The sequence below is a fragment of the Lysinibacillus sp. FSL R5-0849 genome, from assembly GCF_038595075.1.
Lineage (GTDB): Bacteria > Bacillota > Bacilli > Bacillales_A > Planococcaceae > Lysinibacillus > Lysinibacillus fusiformis.
The window spans coordinates 3,960,771-3,980,774 of sequence record NZ_CP152004.1; the positions used below are offsets into that span (position 1 = coordinate 3,960,771).

Sequence of the window (20,004 nt, forward strand, 5' to 3'; positions counted from 1 at the left end):
TAAGTCGTTTTTTCAGCGACTCCTTTATATTAACATCTCGTTCGAAACATGTCAACTACTTTTTCGAAAAAGTTTTTTGTGTTTTTTATCGAGTTATTCGTTATGTCTTAGCGACAATTAATATAATACAATACCAATATGTTATTCGTCAACTACTTTTCTAAAAAAATATCGAGGTATTTTTTAGATACCTCGATTACAAGCATACTACAGTCATTGACCGATTTCTAGAGCATCTTTATTGACCTTATAATGGCGGTGAAAGATCATTTCGTTTTTCGCAGTAACTGGCTCTATATGAATATACCCTTTATCCACTAAGTATTCGACAAACACTTCTAAATCAACTGAGTAATTCATGAGTTCTTGATGGTCATGTAGCTCTTGAATAGACCAGGTTTCTTTTGTTTGCATCACTTCTAATATATGTTGTGCTCCATCTCGTGTACGAGAATGTATTAAAAACTCACTTGCTAAAAATAAAAGCTCTAGACGCTTTTCTATTGGCTCATTACTTGTCACTAGCTCTTCGTATAGCTTATAAATGGCTGGTTCAATTTTTTTCACTTGTCCCCATACAGTTACTTCAGGGTATAAACCACTATCAATAATCGATAAACGACCCAAATGGTGTAAAGAATCGACTACATGATTATATGCATCCAAATAACTGCCCTTATCAAAGTATTCTTTCCCCTCCAAATAACGACGGATTAACTTTGAAAATTGAATGCCCGTTTTAATCTTACGACCACTATACGGAAATTCCTGTAATTCTATTTTTAATTTATGCAGAAATTCATTTCGATCAAATAGTACTCTGCCAAAGAAAATCCAATCGACTACTTTCTTATTAGAACCGATTAGGAGCCATTTTCGTATTAATTTTTCCGTAACCGTATGTAGAGCGACTTTATTTCCTTCATATAAGTAATGTTTTGAAAAGACTGGCTGCTCTGCTTCTTTTACAATAATTAATAAAACAGTATCAAATGTATCTGTAACGTTACTTTGCTCCTCACGCTTTTCTACTAAAATAACGCCTAATGTATTTGACTGACTCGCACGTTCTTGGTATATAGGACGCAATACTTGCTCCATGTTCAGCCCCCCTTTATTCATATAGCTTCTCTTGTTCGGTTAAAAATTCGACATACTCTAAAAGTATTCCTTCTTTGATTTACCTCAAAGCTAAAATACTTTGCCCTTATATGTTATAGTAGATTTTAGATTGGGAGGCAAGATAAATGAAACCTTATAAAAGTAAAATTAATAAAATTCGTTCATTCGCTTTAGCACTAATCTTTATTGGTTTTATTGTAATGTACGGAGGTATATTCTTTAAAAATAGCCCAATATTAGTTTTAATTTTCATGACATTAGGTGTTTTATGTATTATTGGTAGTACAGTTGTCTATGCCTGGATAGGTTTATTATCAACACGGGCAATTCAAGTTGAGTGTCCAAATTGCCATAAGCATACAAAAGTTTTAGGTAGAGTTGATATGTGTATGTATTGTAATGAGCCATTAACGCTTGATCCTACTCTTGAAGGTAAAGAGTTCGACCAATCCTATAATCATAAAACGAAAAAATCCTAGCCCGTAAAAGAGCTAGGATTTTTATTGTACTTTAGCAGTAAGACCTTTACATGATGGACATGTGCCGTATATCTCTAAACGATGCGAATGCACATCAAAGTCAGTTACCTGTGATGCAAAATGCTCTATTTCATCGAGACCTGGATAATGGAAATCGACGATCTTGCCACAGCATTCACAAATCATATGGTAATGATCATTTGTCACGAAATCAAAGCGACTTGAAGCATCTCCATAAGTAAGCTCTTTCACAAGACCTACCTCACGAAATACTCGCAGGTTATTATAGACCGTCGCTACACTCATATTAGGGAATCTCCCTTCAAGTGCTTTATAAATTTCATCGGCAGTAGGATGTGCCATAGATTGAATTAGATATTCCAAAATAGCATGACGCTGAGGAGTAATACGTACACCAGTTGTTTTTAACGTGTCCAGTGCATCCTGTAAATGCGTTGTAGACATCGTCATGCACCTCTTCCATAAGTATTATTAATTTATAATTGTTATAAATAGTGTATCCAATTAGCGCTACTTCGTCAACAATCACACATACTAATCCTCTAATTTCATCGTTTTTTTCTTAATATCCTCTCGATAGCTCCATGACATTTTCTAAATCTCTGTCACCTCTTAGCCATTTTGTTAAGCTTGGCTTAAAAATTTCTAAGCTTCGTTCCACATAACGAGATGAATGGCTTGAGACATGTGGTGATACTATAACATTTGGCAATGCCCATAGTGGATTGTTTGATGACAGAGGTTCTTCTTCGAATACATCCAAAACAGCATATTCAATTTCTCCCGCTTCAATCGCTTGGACAAGTACCTTTTCATCAACCAAATTCCCTCTGCCAAAATTCATGAAAATCGCACTGCTCTTCATAGCAATAAAATGTTCTTCATTTAATAAATGCGTTGTTTCTCGTGTTTTTGGCAGCACAGAAATGACTATATCCGCACTCGGTAAAGCTTCTTTTAATTGCCCAAAGCTAATCATCTTATCCATGTTTGACGCTTCATTTCCAGAACGATTGCAGCCAATAGTCTTGACACCAAAGGCTTGTAATAAGCGACCCACTTCCGAACCAATAGCCCCTGGACCTAAAATAAGCGCTGTACTATCTCGCAATTCAGTTTGCTTGGCTTTTTTTGACCATTCACTTTTCTTTTGTTGCTCATACATCCAAGGTAAAGCGCGTTTAATGGCTAAAATATGGGCTAGCATTGATTCTGCCATAGGTGTTTTATGAATACCTCTTACATTAGAAACTAAAATACCACGTTCCATAATAGCTTGGGCAGGCATTTTTTCAATACCTGCTGATGCAACAAAAATCCATTTTAACTTCGTCGCCTGTTGGATGCTCTCTGTTGTTAAATCCTCACCATATGTAACTAATACATCCGCTTGTTGAAGCTCTTCATTTGTTATTCCGCTTTCAAATATAAAATCGACTTGTGGGAATTCTGCTAATAATGGTTCACGTAAATCTGGTCTTGGCTCAAAAGTAAAATAGATTCTCATGTTGTCGCCTCCTGTTCTGCTAAATAATCATAAACTTCTTCAATATGATTTTTCACACGTACTTTACGCCAAGCTTTCATTAACTTACCCTCCGAATCAATTAAAAATGTTGAACGCTCAATACCCATAAATTCACGTCCATACATTTTCTTTAAGACCCATACACCGTATGCCTCCGCTACAGCATGATCTTCATCTACTAATAAAGAAAAAGGCAATCCATGCTTATCAATAAATTTTGTATGTTTGTTTGCATCATCTGGACTAACACCCAGAACAGCAGCGTTTAAATGACTAAAGTCCTCAAACTTATCTCGAAAATCACATGCTTCAGTTGTGCAACCTGGTGTCATATCTTTTGGGTAAAAGTATAAAATAACATTCTGTCCTTTAAAATCAGTTAGCTGTACCATATCTCCCTTTTCATTTATAAGAGAAAAATCGGGCACCTTCTGTCCTTCTTGCAAAGTCATAACTATCTCCTCCCTTGTACGTTCTATTTTACTCCAAGTAACAAATCAAGTCATATTCCTTAATTTCTTTGGATTTCTTACACTGATAGGTCTACAATAGATTACGTATAAAAAGATAGGAGGCAATACTATGAATCACGCAAAATCTGAAGCAGTACACACAGAGGCGTTACAACATATCGTTGGTGGTGTAAATAGCCCTTCTCGTTCATATAAAGCAGTAGGCGGCGGTTCTCCTGTGGCAATGGTTCGAGGAAAAGGGGCTTATTTTTGGGATGTAGATGGCAATCGTTATATTGATTATCTTGCAGCATATGGTCCTATCGTTACAGGTCATGGACACCCTCACATTGCTAAGGCCATTACACATGCAGCTGAAAATGGCACATTGTTTGGAACGCCGACTGAATACGAGGTTACTTTTGCAAAAATGCTAAAAGAGGCCATTCCGTCTATGGATAAAGTACGCTTTAACAACTCTGGTACAGAAGCTGTTATGACAACTATTCGTGTTGCACGTGCCTATACAGGACGTACAAAAATAATGAAATTTGCTGGATGCTACCATGGTCACTTCGATTTAGTATTAGTAGCTGCTGGTTCAGGTCCTGCTACATTAGGAACACCAGACTCAGCAGGGGTTACGACTTCTACAGCTGAAGAAGTTATTACGGTACCTTTCAATAACCCTGAAGCTTTTACAGAAGCAATGAATAAATGGGGCGAGGAAATTGCAGCTATTTTAATAGAACCAATCGTAGGAAACTTCGGTATTGTTGAACCGAATCCTGGCTTCCTTGAATTAGTACACGCTACAGCCAAAGAAAAAGGAGCCTTAACAATTTACGATGAAGTTATCACGGCTTTCCGCTTCCACTACGGTGGTGCTCAAAACTTACTTGGCCTAACACCTGATCTAACAGCACTTGGAAAAGTTATTGGTGGCGGTTTACCAATTGGTGCATATGGTGGTCGTAAAGAAATTATGGATACAGTCGCACCACTTGGCCCAGCTTACCAAGCCGGAACGATGGCCGGAAATCCAGCATCTATGCAAGCAGGTATTGCATGCTTAGAAGTCCTGCAAGCACCAGGCATTTACGATGAAATGGATCGGTTAGGTGGGATTTTAGAAGAAGGAATTTTAGCTGCAGCTAAAGAGCATGGAGTGACAATCACGTTAAATCGTCTTAAAGGGGCGCTGACGATTTACTTTACAGATGTGAAAGTTGAAAACTATGAGCAAGCCGAAAACTCTGATGGTGAGATTTTTGGCCGCTTCTTTAAACTAATGCTTGAGCAAGGCGTTAATCTAGCTCCTTCTAAATATGAAGCATGGTTCTTAACTACAGAACACACGGAAGCAGATATTCTTGAAACGATTAAAGCTGTAAATTACGCATTTTCACAATTATAATAATGAACATACGAAGGCGACTTTCTATCATAAGTCGCCTTTTTCTTATTCATGCATACAAATCTATGTATTTTATGAGCACTTCCTTCTATAATGTAAAGAAGCTAAAAAATATTAGACAGAAAGGACATCTTTATGAAATTAGGTGCCCGCGTATTTAAAACTGGTGTCGCTATCGTATTTGCCCTGTTTATTGCAGAGCTATTAAAACTACCTTCACCTGTTTTTGCTGGAATAGCAGCCATTTTTGCGATTCAGCCTTCTATTTATCGCTCTTATCAAACCATTGTAGAGCAAGTGCAAGCAAATATTATAGGTGCAACCATTGCTGTCTTTTTCGGCCTACTTTTTGGCCATCATGTGGTTGCCATTGGCATAGCTGTCATAATAGCTATAGGTTTAATGTTGAAATTTAAACTAGAAAAATCTCTTTCGTTAGCGCTGGTGTCAGTTGTGGCCATTATGGAGTTCCAAGGAGAAGACTTTTTAACATTTGGTTTAATACGCTTTGTTACTATATTAGTCGGCGTGTTAGCAGCATTTGTCGTTAACCTTGTTTTCTTACCACCGAAATATGAGATCAAACTATTCCGCAAAATTTATATTTTGCAGGATGATATTATTCGTTGGACACGACTTGCGGTACGTCAGGCTTCTGAGCATACATCCACAAAGGGTGCATTAAGTAAATTTAAAAGCCGTATGTTACGAGTGGATACGCTGTATGACTTATATAAAGAAGAGCGTAATTACTTCAAAAATAAAAAGTATGTAAAAGCACGTAAATTGGTCGTCTATCGTCAAATGATTTTAACTTCCAAAAAAAGTTTAGAATTGCTACAACGATTGCATAATCACGAAAACGAATTAGCTAAGCTTCCTACGCAATTTCACTTAATGATTCAGGAACGGCTTGATTCCTTATTAACGTATCACGAACAATTGCTCTTAAAATATACAGGGAAATTAAAGCCTGAGCATTCTGAGTGGAGCAAAAGCATCGACTATGTTCAACGCAATGAACTAATGGAAATTTTCATCAAGCAAGTGAACTTTGCTCGCGAAGAAGGCGATACAGAATTTTCCAGCTATCACTTACTCTATATTTTATCGAGGATATTAGATTACGAGGAAAATTTAGAGCATCTAGATACACTGATTGTTTCATACCAAAGCTACCACGGCCATGAAATTAATGTAGAATTTGAAGAAGAATTTATCTAGCAACCATGTAAGCGACAGATTCATGTACAGCGAATCTGTCGCTTTTTACTATACGAAAAAACCCCTAAGTAAAATGTACTTAGAGGTAAAATTAAGAACGTAACGCAAGCAATTGCTGCTCAGCTTGCTTACGTTTATCTGTCTGCTCATTCCGTAAATGCTGATAATTAGCAATACCCGTAACAATGGTATCCCACATTTCTTCTAGCGTCTGGGTTGTATCCACTTGCTGGGCAAGAGTCGTGCTTAGGTGAACCGCTTCATTGCTAGCTTCTCCAAATTGCTTCATCCGATTTTCAAAGGCGGATGCTGATTGATTTTGTAATTGCTGCCGTCTTTCATTTACAGCATTCATCAGCCCCATTTTAAAAACAGGAATGGTTTTAACAAATGCGCCATTAATCTGTTCCATCAACTCACTATTCCCCTGACGTAGCATCTCAATTTGTGGGGCTGTTAAAATGGCAACCATTCGTGATTTCTCTAACTCATCTATTTTTTGTTGAAGCAGTTCTGCAATTGCCTGTAAGCGATTAAGCTCCATTTTGGCTACCTGATTACCTGCCTCACCCTGTTTTTCATACATAGGAATTAATGTGGTTTGCACCTCATGTAATTTCATATCAGTTGCTACGATATATTTTTCTAAGTCAAGGTAAAACATCAAATCTTCCTTGTATAATCGAGCGAGTAATCGATTATCCTTCGCTAATTCCTCTTCCATAAGTACAAATTGGTAATGAATTTTCTCAATATCTCTACCGAGCACATTGTATTTTGCATATACATCATCTTCACTTTTGGATTTACGTGTAAATAGCTTCTTGAAGAAACCCTTTTGCTCAGTAAAATCTTTTTTATCAAATGTCAGCATTATGGCCTCAAGCTGTTTAAATAGTGCATTGGATTCAAAAGTAGCTGATTGGGTCACTATAGCTAAAATTTGATCTGCAAATTTTGCTAATTTGTTAGCTGGCTCTTTTCCCAACGCCATTAGCTCTAGCTGATTTTTTATATCAATCTGATGAGCAATTTGTTGGACCTCTACATGCTCTCGTAATTGTTGTTTGACGGCATCTGCTGTTTCTTGTGTCAGCTGCTCAAGCATCATTGGGATGTTTGACATGGTCGCCGCCTCCTTCCTATCATCAGAAAAAGCGATTAAAGAGCTTTTTAATAATTTTATCCGGTGCCGTTTTTTGTTGCTGTGGTTCTTCATAGGGCAAGTCAAATAACATATGCTCTAAACGATGTACATCGTACGTGTCCTCTTGCAGGTGCTTTTCTAAATCTAATTGACCTGTTGGATTATAAAAAACGATATCCATCCCGAACCGATTTAAAAACGCTAGTAAGGCAATATCTTCACGCGATAAGGCTGGTTGCTGTGGCGCTTGATACAAAACAATCTTCGGTATCTCTTGTGAATAGTCGAAGCTTTGCAATAATCTTAGGATCTCTTGAGGAATCATTGTTAGCTGCTTAAATAAAAATAACTGTAAATCATATAAAGTCTCATTAGGCTGTTGTTTTAACATGGGTTGCTCACAAGATGTTTTGATCGTATGCGCAATGGCTTGCTGTAGCTCCAACGATAATTCACCATACTGCCACCAATCACTTTGTATAATACGTTCTACTGAAAGTTCACCATTTACTAAGCAATGTTTATAGTGAAAATGAAAGTTGGCCTTGCTCGTTTTTGTAAAAGGGAATTCCTGCACGAAGATAGTTTGTGGGTTTATTAATAACTGATGCATTAAGTGCCAATATTCCTCACGCTGGCTTGAGACTCCACTGATTTTAGCAAAGATGACAGGGATCACTACTTCATTTCCATTGATATCAAATTGCGGTCTTACCAATGCTTTTTCCTTCGCATAAATAAAAATATCATCATATGTCATACGTAAAGTTAATGAGCGTGGCATAAAGTCTTTAAATTGCCACGGTCTATAGACTCCTGATTGCTGGTCATGCATTAATTGTTCAAAGTGCTGACTAGAACGATACCCTACAGTTGCCTGACGATCACGAGGCTTGTCAGGAAATGGCTGTAATGTTGTTTGGCTCGTATAGGAATAGCTGACGGAAAACGAATCAGTAGGATCTAACTCAGCAAACTCATCGACTTTTGCTGGATGAAATATTAATACGTCACAGCCAAGTTCCATTAGCAGTAAAAGAAAATATCGCTGACTAACAGTGGCTTCTCCATACCAAACAACTTTAGGAAAATCATCAGTAGGCTTCAGAGCTTTAGCCCATTGAATCCAATGGTTTTTTAACCACTTCACCAGATCAATTAAAAAACGGCGAAATTCATTGGAAAGTAAGCCTAGCGATTGTTGATGTTGAAATAATTCTATAACCTTAATAGTCGTTAGCTGTAAATGTCGATTCATAATGCTGTCATCATGTTTGGGAATCAATTGATACCCATACATCATCGCAACTAAACGATTAATAGTAAGCCCTTTAGGTGTTTGCTGATGCTGCGATAAAATTTGTTGTATAGCTTGAAAGTCTTTCTGTTCAATATGCTTATTTAATTCTTCACTTAAAATATGAATATTTTGGTTTTGAGATAAAGTAAATAATGAATTAAAATACTCATCTTCCTCAATTGGTACTCCTAAAACACGTAGAGCAATACGGCTAAAACTTATTTGTTGCGGTGTTTCCTCATAAAATGCACGATTCTTTGGTGAATCTTGAAACGCCTGTAGCCAATCATCTGGATTACGCTCGACTATTGATTTAATTGTGATTGTTTGCATACAAACGCCACCTCCTAAAAAAATCATCCTCAGTAACCTTAAGCTAAATTCAACAGGTATATTATGTTTGAAAAGGTATACGTAACATCCCAAAAATAGAACCTAGTAAAATATGGATTCCACTTTTCTGAAGTTTTATTCCACCATTACTAAGTAAAATGTAAAAAAACTAATCTGATTGCAGGCATAATAACTTGGTTGTATACAAACAAATGCAAATGTACTTTATGAAAAATTTCGTTTGCCATCCATAATTCTATCCTATAATAGAGAAAAATCTGGTTGTGTTGCATGCTGTAAAACAGTCTGAAGCAAATGTTTGGTAAATGCTTCCCCCTCATACGGCGAGTATGTTGTATTATGTAGTATTTTTGGCTGTTTATCCTTTAAATCACCGTGATTTGGTGTAAAAGCTACATCAGCCAACATCAGCATTCCATAATCCATCATAGAATCACCTGCTGCTATATGCACATCGTATGTACAAAACTCCATCATATATTCTATTGCAGCTTCCTTGGTCAAAACCTTTGGCATGAAATATAATTTTTTTCCTTGCAGAAGAACGCACCAACCATGGGCATCGAATTCTTGAACAATGGCGTGTAAATCATCCTGTTGTAAAACATCCAGATTTACATGATGGACATAAAAAAGGTCGTCTATATAGAAGGAACGTTGTAGCCATGTATCGGATTTGATGGTTTGAAATAGTTGTGACATATCCTCTTGCGGAATTGAAGAATCTTCAATACGACTACCTAATGTTTTCGTCCATTTGTCGTATGGCTGACCCTTCTCTAATATTGTACCCCCATTACTCGTAATTGCAAAAGCAGGGTTCAAGTCATTTATAAATTGAATTCTTTTATATTGATGCAACGCTCTAGTTGTAACAGGGACAAATAGTGTTTGCTGATGCACTTGTTGCAATAAAATAGCCGTTTCTTTTGTCATCATGCTCATCGTTTCATTAGCCTTCTGTTCAACGACCACTTTATCTGAAATAGGCGGAAACATTTCCATCATACGTTTAGAATAAATTAGTGTTCTATCTAAATCTGATGTGAATAATATCATGGTGAGCTCCTCTACAATTCTTTTATTAAGCCGCAACATGCGTAAGACATATGCGAATATTCTTCTATTATTACATTTTTTTCATGAGCTAATAATAAAATGTGCTCTAGCTCATCCATATACTGTGGATTAATTAAGATTTTCCAAGGTATTCGTCGCAATAAAACTCTTGTCGTTTCTCCAACACCTGGTTTAATAAGGTTAATGTTATCCATATCAAAATCCAATTGAATATTTTGGACCGATTTCATACCTGCCCAAGTAATAAGAGAAGTGGCTTCGTCCTGAAGTTGACTGATAATCTCACTCTGTACTTGTTTGAAGCATGCGACTATACGATCTATGTACAAGTTCGAGACATCTATATCTTCTAATTCTTTGTAGTATTTTGCTCCATGGAAGTCGTGCTCATCCATAAACTGCAAATTTAAAACAGTTCTACTCACCAAGCCAGAGACAGTTGAATTTAAACAAGCCGATGGAATTAAAAAATCTTCGCGAGTTCCATAAATCGTCGCACAATGCCCTGGATCTGCTAATACAGCTAAATCAGCATTTAACTGCGCTTGATAGTGTCCATTAAATTTTTGGCAAGAGTGGATCAATTCTTTCGTTATAGCACCTTTCCCCGTCCAACCATCAATAAATTGAAGACAGCCTTGTGGATGTTGTGACAAAATATAACGTATCGCCGCCTCATCAAATCCACGACCACGCAAAATTGAAATCGAATAATGTGGCACATCCACCTTATAGTTCATCGATATGTACCGTTTGATTAAAACACCGATTGGTGTACCTGCTCTAGCTAAACTAACAAGTATTAAATTGTCTAATCCTCTACTTTTAATGATTCGTTCTGCTACTACCCCAACAGCTATGGCTATTTTATTCGCGGAAGCATCCAAGGTTTTATAAAATAGATTCATATATGTTTTTGATGGGTGATATTCCACTGGTAGCATTTCAGAATAATGCGTACCTGCTTGAATAAGCTGCTCCCGTTTTTCATTACCCATCTCTAGAAAAACATTTCCAATATCACGCAATAAAAAAATAACGTCCTCTTGTGCATAGCTACCCATTCTATCTGGCTGTAAAGTCGATTTCATCGTGCTCCCTCCAACTCATGCATACAAATGACATATACCTTTGCTTCACTAACTGACTGCAGAGCCGCCACCATCCGAGCTACTACCTCTTTATTTGCTATACGTTCCACTAGTAGAAAAAGTTCCGTATACGGTTGGCTTTGAACATTATATAAATAATTTTCGACCCCATTATTCTCGGGACTCTCAAATACTATTTTCTCTGTAATCGTATAATCTAAATCGTCTGTACAATAGATCGGACTGCGAGTTGTTGATTGAAAATAAACATCATTCCCTAAATAAGAGGCAATTTGCATAGGCACATACATAAACTCACCAGTCCCAATCACAAGAGCTGGTCCGTCCGTTCGTAGCTCCTTTAATTGCTTGGCGATAGTCTGTAACATGTGATTTTGTTCAAAATGCTGTTTAGATGTTAGCATAAATCTCCCTGTTGCTTTTAAATACGGCTGACTGTTCATTTTGCTATTCTCTGCAATTGAATGATAGAAAAGACGATCAGTGGAGTCTTTGATGGGCAATAGGTTGATGTTTCTTGCAGCAATGGTCGTAATGCTCGGCTGTACACTTGTTAAACTAGGTACTCCTGTACAATTGAATGTCCCACACATAATGGAGATGAATTCAATAGAAATCCCCCATTGCCCCTCTAATTGCTGAAAGATCATTCGCTGCTGGTCCGATCGCCAATCTAAAATGGATAGGACAGCGTACTGTTTAACATCAGGAAATTTTTTTTTTAATGTTTCAATTATGTTGATGACCGTATTCCCAGTAGTAATCTCATCATCTATTAACACGATACGCTTAGCCTGCTGTAAAACATCAGGTTCCTCTGTATAAATTCTATGGCTTGTCGCATGGGAATGTTCTTCTTCGAATGTGACAAATGGTTCAATATGAGGAATGACTTCACGAGTAGTATGAATATACATAGCATTTGATTGAAATGCATTAAATACGGCATGTCCAAGTGCAGTGGCCGTCTCCGCAAACCCAATAAACAATGTCTCTTGTGCTAACTCTACACTTTCTTTCACAGAATTTTGTAGTTCCTCTACATTTATTCCTTCTTTTAAAGCTTGAACAATAGACGATATTGTATTGACCTTTTGACTACTGTCTTGCTGGTCGTACATCATAGCTAATAGAGCTCCAGTTAGCATAGGAATTTGTGGGCGAACAGCCAAATGCTTGCCAAGCACAGTACTTACAAATAAAAATTGTCTCTTCTTATTTATACGAGCTGCCATTTGAAATAAATCTGTTAGCGCAAAATTGTGTGGGTTATAGGTAATTTCAATATCGATTGAATAATTTGGTAAAATAGTAAGTTTACTCATTTGTTGTTGCATACATATGACCACCTAGTTCAGAATTTAATAATAGTGAGGCGAAATCCATAGATTCATGATAAACGCCATAGACATGTGCCTGTTTTAAAATGCGTTGTGCCCATCGCATATGCGGTTTGATTTCATTCATTTTATTAGCATAATGACTTTTCATGACACCTTTACTACCATCATTATGTTCAACAATACTAAGTGCATCTAAATACTCTTCATATGAAATAGCGTAAAGTGCATGCACAACACGGATATGACTTGGATGAATGACCGTTTTACCGACAATTCCATTTTGTTTATCCATTAAAACTTCCTTCATTAGTCCATCTAAGCAATCGTCTAATAATGCTTTCCTCGTTTCAAGCGCACCTTTTTCACTAAATGGTGTCATGCGTAATGCCGGTTTTAACACACGCTGATTACTAAAATACTCCCACACTGGCCCAGATATCACAAAGCCGTCTTCCTCACGTCCTAAAATATTCACTATATCAGCTATACAATCCCTTATTACGCTAATATCATATATGGTCGAGTCCATACGGCGGCGAATTCCATAAATTCCACAAAAATCAGTAGCACCAATTCGTATATTCAACACCCTTGATTTGTGCTGCAGTAAAACCGATTTAATGGCTAATAATGCCTCCATACGAGATTCTTTATATAGAACCTCCCGGCTTTCTAAAATCGGCATCCCATATAAGGTAAGATTATTTTCTTGAATTGTTTTCTCAAGAAGCTCAAAATAATGTGCTCCCTGCGTCGCTGTGAATTTTGGAAAGACATAACCAGTTAAAATTTCCTGCTTTTCTTTTAATCTAGCAGTTAAATAACTAAATTGTTCAACATGACGCACACGAATAAAAAGTAAGGGGATATCTTGGAGCTGCAATTGTTTTTGTTGATATAGTTTATATAACTCGCTAATGTCCTCCATCAACTTTTCCTCACAATCACCTAATTCTGAATCCCCTACTGCATCCTCTAAATCAATAACAAGTGACGTAAGTTCTTTATATTTTTGTGATTGGATCAAACCTACAATATTAGGCATGGAAGCGGGCATATACAAAGTAGCACCTAATGCATAGGATAAAATATCTGGCGTTGCCCATTTCGTAAAAGGCTGCGGCTTTTTATAAAAAATCGTCTCTGCTTCTGTTGCAAAGTGTTGCATCTAATCCACTCCCCAATAATTATGCCTTTGTGAAAAAAGCACTGTATCAGCCTGTTCCTTACAGACCAATACAGTGCCATGTTACACTGCTGATTTCTTATTCATCTTTGTACAACAAATGTCAATAAGAACGCAGCAATTAGAATAATGAAAAATACTTCGTGTGGTGGATGGAATACAAAAATACTCCCAAACATTTTCAGTACAATAAGCGGATTTAAAATATATGCAGTCGTTTCAAACTCTGACACTCGCTCCATTAAGTACGCATCATAAATATTCCTAAATCCCGCCTACTAATAGAACCTATACTTTAATGTGCATATGTACTTAATCATTTATTAAGTACATCACACATGATTCTCATCATGTACCTGCAACTTACTAGTTACTGTAGGCCATATGCGCTGATTAATGCTGCTAAGCCGCCTTGATAGCCCGAGCCTATTGCGGCAAACTTCCACTCGCCATTATGACGGTACAGTTCACAAAATACTACGGCTGTTTCAATACTGAAATCTTCGCCTAAATCATAACGCAATACCTCTGCTCCTGACTCTTCATTTGTCAACCGAACATAAGCATTTAGGACTTGTCCAAAGTTTTGATGACGTCCCTCTGCATCATAAATAGTGACCGTTACAACAATTTTGTCAATTTGAGGAGATACTTGCTTTAAGTTGACGAGGATTTTTTCATCATCCCCATCCCCTTCGCCTGTGCGGTTATCCCCTGCATGAACAACAGATTGATCTGGACTTGCTAAATTATTGTAAAAGATAAAATCTTGTTCATTACGACATTTGCCCGATGCATCTAGTAAAAATACAGATGCATCAAGGTCAAAATCTTGCCCACCATCAAATTGTTTAACATCCCAGCCTAAGCCGATGCCGATGCTGTTTAAACTAGGGTCTTGCTTCGTTAAATCAATTCGCTGCCCTTTACTTAATTGAATAGCCATTCAAAAATCTCCCTTTCTTTCCAAAGATGAAATTTTAGTTTACGTTCAAGCCGTAGTCATTACATAAAGCAGCTAAGCCACCCTGATAGCCAGCACCAACTGCGTTAAATTTCCATTCTCCGTTATGACGATATAATTCACCGACTACAACTGCTGTTTCAATACTGAAGTCCTCACCTAAATCAAAGCGAATTAGTTCTTGGTTGGATGCAGCATTTACAATACGAATATATGCATTCGATACCATGCCGAAATTTTGATTACGTGATTCTGCATCATGAATAGTTACAGTGAATGCTAGTCGTTGAACATGTGCAGGAACTTGAGTTAATGCGACTTTTACCACTTCATCGTCACCTTCACCAACACCTGTTAAATTGTCACCAGAATGTTCAACTGACCCATTACCACCTTTTGTATTGTTGTAGAAAATGAAGTCATTTTGATCTGCTACTTTTCCTGTATCAGCAAGTAAAAATACAGATGAATCTAAATCAAAATCATTTCCACCATCATATTTATTTGTATCCCAACCTAAACCAACAATTACATTTGTTAATCCCGGATTTGTTTTTGTTAAATCTACTTTTTGACCCTTTTGTAGTGAAATGCCCATACTTTTTATTCCTCCTAAATAGTCGTTTATTTTATTGATATCTTCGAACAACGTCGCCAAGTTTAAGATCATTCGTTCCTGAACCAACTGCTGCGAATTTCCATTCAGTTTGATGACGGTAAATTTCACCACAGATTAACGTCGTTAAATTCGAATAATCATCACTTAAATTATAGCGAATTAGTTCGCTTCCTGTCCTGTCATCATACACACGAATATATGCATTTCGAATCATACCAAAGTGTTGGTTTCTACCTGCCGCATCATAGATGTTTACGACAAACACTAGCTTATTAAATTGTGTCGGAACAGACGATAGCTCAATTGTAATTACTTCATCATCTCCATCGCCATCTCCCGTTAAATTATCGCCAGAATGTCGAACAGAACCACAGCTACTTGTTAATTTCCCAAAATAAATGACATCGTCCCCAGCTAAAACTTTATCATCTTGCAGCATTAATACGGAGGCGTCACAGTCAACGCTTCTACCACTGCCACTATTTCTACTAGAAAATAAGCCACCAAGGAAGCCACCGCTTTTTTCTTGGCCGACAGGGTCCCACCCTAACCCTACTTTAATCTTATTTAATCCTGCATTACCCTTTGTTAAATCAACACGTTGCCCTTTTTGTAAATTAATCGCCAATTTGAACACCCTCCTAAAAATATGTATTTCAATTGAAAGACTATATGTAAAGTCATAATCTACGCATTTAGATTGTCTTTTTCAACAATACTTTAAGTCTAAAATAACGTGACAAAAAATTCAATAAATGGCTCCGAAAGGTTCATCTTTTTTTATTTTATTTTGTAGGAATATTTCTATAAAGGACGCTTCAACTGTAAAAGAGTTCCTTTTCAAAACAGCCGAAAAAAAACCTTCTAGCTTGTAGAAGGCTCATGAATCTAATTACTAATTTTTCATTTTCGGATCTAGTGCATCACGTAAACCATCCCCCATTAAGTTAAAGCCAAGAACCGTTAACATAATCGCTATCCCTGGGAAAATCATTGTCCATGGTGCATTTAATAAAAACTTCCTTGCATCGGCAAGCATTTTTCCCCATTCGGGTGCTGGGGCTTGCGCGCCTAGCCCAAGGAAACCTAATGCCGCCGCTTCAATAATGGCAGTTGCAATAGCAAGCGTCCCCTGTACAATAATCGGAGTGATTGAATTCGGCAATATATGAGAAAACAGAATTCGTGAATCACGCATGCCAATTGCCTTTGCTGCTACAATATATTCCTCTTCTTTGACACTTAATACTTTTGAGCGGATTAAGCGTCCAAAGTTCGGTACGTTAATAATGGCAATAGCAATTAATGCATTTTGTAAAGATGGACCTAGCACTGATACTACTGCAATCGCTAGTAGCATACTCGGGAAAGCTAGCATAATATCAAAAATACGCGAAATAATCGTATCGATCCATTTTCCATAATAACCTGCAATGATGCCAAGTAAACTACCCATTATAACGGATAAAATAACGGAGAAAAAGCCTACCCAAAGCGATATTCTTGCGCCATGAATGATTCTCGAAAAGATATCCCTTCCAAAATCATCCGTTCCAAACCAATGATCAGCGGATGGTGCCAGTAAACGCTTCGTTAAATCTTGTTCATTGATGCCCTGTGGTGCAATGAACGGACCAATGATAGCCAGTAAAACGAAAAATATAACAATCCCGGCGCCCACTAGTGACACTTTGCTCTTTTTAAAGCTACGCCAGCCTTCGAGCCATGGACCTACTGCCCTTTCTGGAACTGGTGCTGCTTCTTTTTTTATATCGATTGCTCCAGTCATCATTGCAACTCCCTTCTATTTGTATTTAATACGCGGATCGACGACTGTATACAGTAAATCCACGATTAAGTTAATCATGATGAAAATAAATGCAACGATTAAAATTCCTGATTGAATAACAGGATAGTCTCTGAAGCCAATCGCATCATAAATATAACGACCAATTCCTGGCCAACTAAAAATCGTCTCTGTTAAAATGGCACCACCTAGCAGTAATCCTGTTTGTAGACCAATTACCGTTAACACAGGAATAACGGCATTCTTCAATGCATGCTTATAAACAACAATAAACATTTTTTGGCCTTTTGCTCTTGCAGTGCGGACATAATCTGAGCGCATAACTTCCAGCATAGAAGACCTTGTAATTCTGGCTATAATAGCCATCGGAATAGTTGCCAGTGCGACACCTGGTAATATGAGTCGCTTTAGGACTTCGACGAATTGATCAAAGCGACCTTGAATGAGCGTATCCAATAAATAAAAATGGGTTATGGCGGTTATAGGATTTCGCACATCTTCTCGACCAGAGGTAGGCAACCATCCAAGCTTGCTACTAAATGTCCATTGCTCCATCAAGCCAAGCCAGAACACCGGTACAGAAACACCGATTAATGCGACAATCATCGCTGTATAATCAAACCAAGAATTTTGGAACCACGCAGAAATAATACCAGCATTTACACCGATAACAATCGCAATAATCATCGCAAAAAAGGCTAGTTCAGCTGTTGCTGCTAAGTATGGGAAAACTTCGTCTGATACAGGTAATTTTGTACGTAAGGAAACCCCTAAATCTCCCTGAAAAATGCCTGCCAAATAACTAAAATATTGTGTATACCAAGGTTTATCTAATCCTAAACTTGCGTTTAATGCCTCGACCGCCTCTTTTGTCGCCTGTTGTCCCAAAATAACTTGAGCGGGATTACCAGGTATTGCTCGTATTAACATAAAGACAATAAAAGTCATTCCAAGCAAAACTGGGATTAGTTGAAGTAAACGTCTCCCCATATAGTGAAGCATGTTCATCACCTCTCTATGATTTTCATAATCTACTTTGAAGTCTTTATATTCTGTTGAAAGGTTGTGCCTTCACCAAACGGTTTTGAATGTTTAGATGAGTGATCTTTCATACAGGAGAAATAATTTGGTTTTCTTTTACTAGAAAAGAATCTGCTAGAATTCCACGGCTTACCCGCAGAAAAGCAAGCAGATTCTCTAATTCACTTATTCAATTAAACATAAAATTACTGTTGAATATCTACCGCATCTAAACGGTCAGAGCCAGTAGGATGCGCAATATAATTTGTCACTTTCTTGTTAGCAGCTAAAATTGGCGTAGAGTGAGCAAGTGGAACCCATGGAGCGTCCTCAGAAATAATTACCTGAGCTTGCTTATAAAGTTCATTACGCTTGTCCTCATCGACTTCAGTTTGAGCAGCTGTTAACAACTTGTGTAATTCTTGATTGTCATAGAATGTATAGTTATTAGAGCCAATATTATCTCCATCTAATAAAGTATATAGGAAGTTATCCGCATCCCCATTATCACCTGTCCAGCCAAGTAAGAATGCATCAGCTTCACCATTTTGTGCTTTTTCTAAATAAGTAGCCCATTCAAACGATACAATTTTGGATTTAATGCCTACATCCTCTAAGTTCTTTTGAATCGCTTCTGCCACTTTTTGTCCATCCGGCATGTATGGACGTGGTACTGGCATTGCCCAAAGCTCAATTTCCTTACCATCATAGCCTGCTTCAGCAAGTAATGCTTTCGCCTTTTCAGGATCATACGTATAGCCTGTAACTTCATCGTTATAACCAGAAATTACTGGTGGCATTGGGTTTTTCGCTGGCTCTGCTAGCCCTTCATAAAATGCATCCACTAATGCTTGTTTATTAATTGCATAGTTAACTGCTTGACGCACTTTTACATTATCAAATGGAGGGCGTGTTACTGTTAAACCTAAATAACCAACATTCATAGATGGACGCTCAATTAATTGTAAATTAGCATCTCCCTCGATAGTTGCTTTATCAGATGGACTAATGCCATCAGCTACATCGATATTGCCTGCTAATAAATCATTTAAACGTGCAGAGTTTTCTGGAATAGAACGATAAATCACTTTATCTAATTTAGGATAGCCATCAATATAGTAATCAGGGTTTTTCTCAATTGTTATTGAATCATTACGTACCCAGCTAACAAATTTGAATGGGCCAGTTCCTACAGGATTTGCTGACAATCCCTCTTCATCTGCTTCAAATGCTGTTGGAGAAGCAATCGCAAATGGAGACATTGCTAAGTTTTTCAGGAATGGTGCTTGTGGTTGGCTTAATTTAAAGACAACTGTATTGTCACCCTCTGCAGTTACTGATTCAATGATTTGCTTGTCACCAATTAGAAATTGCGAACTAAAGTAAGGGTGTTTATCCGCACCTGATTTCCAACGTTCAATATTCTTAACAACAGCCTCAGCATTGAAATCTGTGCCATCATGGAATTTTACACCTTCTTGTAGCTGGAAAGTATACGTTAAACCATCCTCTGATGCCTCCCATGATTTTGCTAGACCTGGTTGAATTGTTACATCTTGTTCACCAAAGTTTACTAATGTTTCATAAATATTAGCTGTCACCGTAAAGGATTCACCATCTGTGACAACAGCAGGGTCAAGTGCTACAGAATCTCCTCCACGACCATACACTAAAATTTTTGGATCGCCACTGCTAGCTGTATCGCCACCAGTTGAAGTATCTTTACTACCCGTATCCTTTGTATCAGAGCCGCCACAAGCTGCTAAGATCGTCGAGAGAATAAGGAGCAGCATTACACCTAAAGTCCAGAGCTTCTTTTTCTTCATTCA

At 37.5% G+C, this 20,004-nt stretch carries 20 protein-coding genes; 3 read left to right on the plus strand and 17 right to left on the minus strand.

Annotation, left to right across the window (positions count from 1 at the left end):
* Positions 1-213 precede the first annotated feature (213 nt).
* Positions 214-1,101, minus strand: coding sequence for a nucleotidyltransferase-like protein (locus MKY80_RS19660; RefSeq protein ID WP_043989585.1), 888 nt, complete (start codon positions 1,099-1,101; stop codon positions 214-216).
* A 146-nt stretch (positions 1,102-1,247) separates the two neighbouring features.
* Between MKY80_RS19660 and MKY80_RS19665 the strand changes: the two genes are divergently transcribed.
* The gene (locus tag MKY80_RS19665) at positions 1,248-1,601 is read left to right on the plus strand and encodes a YgzB family protein (protein ID WP_008173457.1); all 354 of its coding nucleotides are present in this window, start codon (positions 1,248-1,250) and stop codon (positions 1,599-1,601) included.
* A gap of 21 nt (positions 1,602-1,622) precedes the next feature.
* Here the strand turns inward: MKY80_RS19665 and perR are convergent, their stop codons facing one another.
* The 3 genes from perR to bcp all read right to left on the minus strand — a co-directional run bounded on the left by perR (position 1,623) and on the right by bcp (position 3,602).
* On the minus strand, positions 1,623-2,066 hold the full coding sequence (gene perR / locus MKY80_RS19670) for a peroxide-responsive transcriptional repressor PerR (RefSeq protein WP_043989586.1): 444 nt from the start codon (positions 2,064-2,066) through the stop codon (positions 1,623-1,625).
* Between the two features lie 118 nt (positions 2,067-2,184).
* Positions 2,185-3,129 (minus strand): D-2-hydroxyacid dehydrogenase, encoded by a 945-nt coding sequence (locus tag MKY80_RS19675; protein WP_342530821.1) that lies wholly within the window; start codon positions 3,127-3,129, stop codon positions 2,185-2,187.
* Positions 3,126-3,602 carry a thioredoxin-dependent thiol peroxidase gene (bcp, locus tag MKY80_RS19680; RefSeq protein ID WP_089986839.1) on the minus strand — a complete coding sequence of 159 codons (477 nt, stop codon included), beginning with the start codon at positions 3,600-3,602 and terminating at the stop codon, positions 3,126-3,128. Before bcp ends, MKY80_RS19675 begins: the two co-directional genes overlap by 4 nt.
* A 130-nt stretch (positions 3,603-3,732) precedes the next feature.
* Here bcp and MKY80_RS19685 point away from each other — a divergent pair, with 130 nt between their 5' ends.
* Complete coding sequence (locus MKY80_RS19685) at positions 3,733-5,019, plus strand: glutamate-1-semialdehyde 2,1-aminomutase (protein ID WP_089986838.1); 1,287 nt, start codon at positions 3,733-3,735, stop codon at positions 5,017-5,019.
* A gap of 135 nt (positions 5,020-5,154) precedes the next feature.
* Complete coding sequence (locus tag MKY80_RS19690; RefSeq protein ID WP_008173466.1) at positions 5,155-6,243, plus strand: aromatic acid exporter family protein; 1,089 nt, start codon at positions 5,155-5,157, stop codon at positions 6,241-6,243.
* 91 nt (positions 6,244-6,334) lie between these two features.
* Here the strand turns inward: MKY80_RS19690 and MKY80_RS19695 are convergent, their stop codons facing one another.
* From MKY80_RS19695 to MKY80_RS19755, 13 genes are all read right to left on the minus strand, one after another.
* Entirely contained in the window at positions 6,335-7,369 is a 1,035-nt protein-coding gene (locus tag MKY80_RS19695) for a toxic anion resistance protein (RefSeq protein ID WP_090002962.1), read from the minus strand.
* A gap of 22 nt (positions 7,370-7,391) precedes the next feature.
* Complete coding sequence (locus MKY80_RS19700; protein ID WP_096365881.1) at positions 7,392-9,023, minus strand: YceG family protein; 1,632 nt, start codon at positions 9,021-9,023, stop codon at positions 7,392-7,394.
* A gap of 261 nt (positions 9,024-9,284) precedes the next feature.
* Positions 9,285-10,103 carry an HAD family hydrolase gene (locus tag MKY80_RS19705; protein ID WP_089986835.1) on the minus strand — a complete coding sequence of 273 codons (819 nt, stop codon included), beginning with the start codon at positions 10,101-10,103 and terminating at the stop codon, positions 9,285-9,287.
* 11 nt (positions 10,104-10,114) lie between these two features.
* The gene (locus tag MKY80_RS19710) at positions 10,115-11,215 is read right to left on the minus strand and encodes a cysteine protease StiP family protein (RefSeq protein WP_342530831.1); all 1,101 of its coding nucleotides are present in this window, start codon (positions 11,213-11,215) and stop codon (positions 10,115-10,117) included.
* Entirely contained in the window at positions 11,212-12,573 is a 1,362-nt protein-coding gene (locus MKY80_RS19715) for a phosphoribosyltransferase family protein (protein WP_089986833.1), read from the minus strand. The genes MKY80_RS19710 and MKY80_RS19715 overlap by 4 nt, the downstream gene beginning before the upstream one ends.
* Positions 12,554-13,747, minus strand: a complete 1,194-nt coding sequence (locus tag MKY80_RS19720; protein ID WP_090002966.1) for an HpcH/HpaI aldolase/citrate lyase family protein — start codon at positions 13,745-13,747, stop codon at positions 12,554-12,556. The genes MKY80_RS19715 and MKY80_RS19720 overlap by 20 nt, the downstream gene beginning before the upstream one ends.
* Before the next feature lie 101 nt (positions 13,748-13,848).
* Positions 13,849-14,007, minus strand: coding sequence for a hypothetical protein (locus MKY80_RS19725; protein ID WP_008173481.1), 159 nt, complete (start codon positions 14,005-14,007; stop codon positions 13,849-13,851).
* Positions 14,008-14,135: 128 nt separating this feature from the next.
* Positions 14,136-14,711 (minus strand): TerD family protein, encoded by a 576-nt coding sequence (locus tag MKY80_RS19730; protein ID WP_008173483.1) that lies wholly within the window; start codon positions 14,709-14,711, stop codon positions 14,136-14,138.
* A gap of 34 nt (positions 14,712-14,745) precedes the next feature.
* On the minus strand, positions 14,746-15,327 hold the full coding sequence (locus MKY80_RS19735; RefSeq protein ID WP_008173485.1) for a TerD family protein: 582 nt from the start codon (positions 15,325-15,327) through the stop codon (positions 14,746-14,748).
* A gap of 31 nt (positions 15,328-15,358) precedes the next feature.
* On the minus strand, positions 15,359-15,976 hold the full coding sequence (locus tag MKY80_RS19740; RefSeq protein WP_008173487.1) for a TerD family protein: 618 nt from the start codon (positions 15,974-15,976) through the stop codon (positions 15,359-15,361).
* A gap of 267 nt (positions 15,977-16,243) precedes the next feature.
* A complete protein-coding gene (nikC, locus tag MKY80_RS19745; RefSeq protein ID WP_008173489.1) occupies positions 16,244-17,140 on the minus strand; it encodes a nickel transporter permease in 897 nt (298 codons plus the stop codon).
* Positions 17,141-17,152: 12 nt separating this feature from the next.
* Positions 17,153-18,157, minus strand: coding sequence for an ABC transporter permease (locus MKY80_RS19750; RefSeq protein WP_008173491.1), 1,005 nt, complete (start codon positions 18,155-18,157; stop codon positions 17,153-17,155).
* Positions 18,158-18,381: 224 nt separating this feature from the next.
* A complete protein-coding gene (locus tag MKY80_RS19755) occupies positions 18,382-20,001 on the minus strand; it encodes an ABC transporter substrate-binding protein (RefSeq protein WP_008173493.1) in 1,620 nt (539 codons plus the stop codon).
* Between the last annotated feature and the right edge of the window lie 3 nt (positions 20,002-20,004).

Excerpts from the sequence above, each read along its gene's own strand:
- MKY80_RS19660 (WP_043989585.1), bottom strand. The coding sequence starts at position 1,101 with ATGGAGCAAGTATTGCGTCCTATATACCAAGAACGTGCGAGTCAGTCA.
- MKY80_RS19665 (WP_008173457.1), top strand. The coding sequence starts at position 1,248 with ATGAAACCTTATAAAAGTAAAATTAATAAAATTCGTTCATTCGCTTTA.
- perR (WP_043989586.1), bottom strand. The coding sequence starts at position 2,066 with ATGTCTACAACGCATTTACAGGATGCACTGGACACGTTAAAAACAACT.
- MKY80_RS19675 (WP_342530821.1), bottom strand. The coding sequence starts at position 3,129 with ATGAGAATCTATTTTACTTTTGAGCCAAGACCAGATTTACGTGAACCA.
- bcp (WP_089986839.1), bottom strand. The coding sequence starts at position 3,602 with ATGACTTTGCAAGAAGGACAGAAGGTGCCCGATTTTTCTCTTATAAAT.
- MKY80_RS19685 (WP_089986838.1), top strand. The coding sequence starts at position 3,733 with ATGAATCACGCAAAATCTGAAGCAGTACACACAGAGGCGTTACAACAT.
- MKY80_RS19690 (WP_008173466.1), top strand. The coding sequence starts at position 5,155 with ATGAAATTAGGTGCCCGCGTATTTAAAACTGGTGTCGCTATCGTATTT.
- MKY80_RS19695 (WP_090002962.1), bottom strand. The coding sequence starts at position 7,369 with ATGTCAAACATCCCAATGATGCTTGAGCAGCTGACACAAGAAACAGCA.
- MKY80_RS19700 (WP_096365881.1), bottom strand. The coding sequence starts at position 9,023 with ATGCAAACAATCACAATTAAATCAATAGTCGAGCGTAATCCAGATGAT.
- MKY80_RS19705 (WP_089986835.1), bottom strand. The coding sequence starts at position 10,103 with ATGATATTATTCACATCAGATTTAGATAGAACACTAATTTATTCTAAA.
- MKY80_RS19710 (WP_342530831.1), bottom strand. The coding sequence starts at position 11,215 with ATGAAATCGACTTTACAGCCAGATAGAATGGGTAGCTATGCACAAGAG.
- MKY80_RS19715 (WP_089986833.1), bottom strand. The coding sequence starts at position 12,573 with ATGCAACAACAAATGAGTAAACTTACTATTTTACCAAATTATTCAATC.
- MKY80_RS19720 (WP_090002966.1), bottom strand. The coding sequence starts at position 13,747 with ATGCAACACTTTGCAACAGAAGCAGAGACGATTTTTTATAAAAAGCCG.
- MKY80_RS19725 (WP_008173481.1), bottom strand. The coding sequence starts at position 14,007 with ATGGAGCGAGTGTCAGAGTTTGAAACGACTGCATATATTTTAAATCCG.
- MKY80_RS19730 (WP_008173483.1), bottom strand. The coding sequence starts at position 14,711 with ATGGCTATTCAATTAAGTAAAGGGCAGCGAATTGATTTAACGAAGCAA.
- MKY80_RS19735 (WP_008173485.1), bottom strand. The coding sequence starts at position 15,327 with ATGGGCATTTCACTACAAAAGGGTCAAAAAGTAGATTTAACAAAAACA.
- nikC (WP_008173489.1), bottom strand. The coding sequence starts at position 17,140 with ATGATGACTGGAGCAATCGATATAAAAAAAGAAGCAGCACCAGTTCCA.
- MKY80_RS19750 (WP_008173491.1), bottom strand. The coding sequence starts at position 18,157 with ATGCTTCACTATATGGGGAGACGTTTACTTCAACTAATCCCAGTTTTG.
- MKY80_RS19755 (WP_008173493.1), bottom strand. The coding sequence starts at position 20,001 with ATGAAGAAAAAGAAGCTCTGGACTTTAGGTGTAATGCTGCTCCTTATT.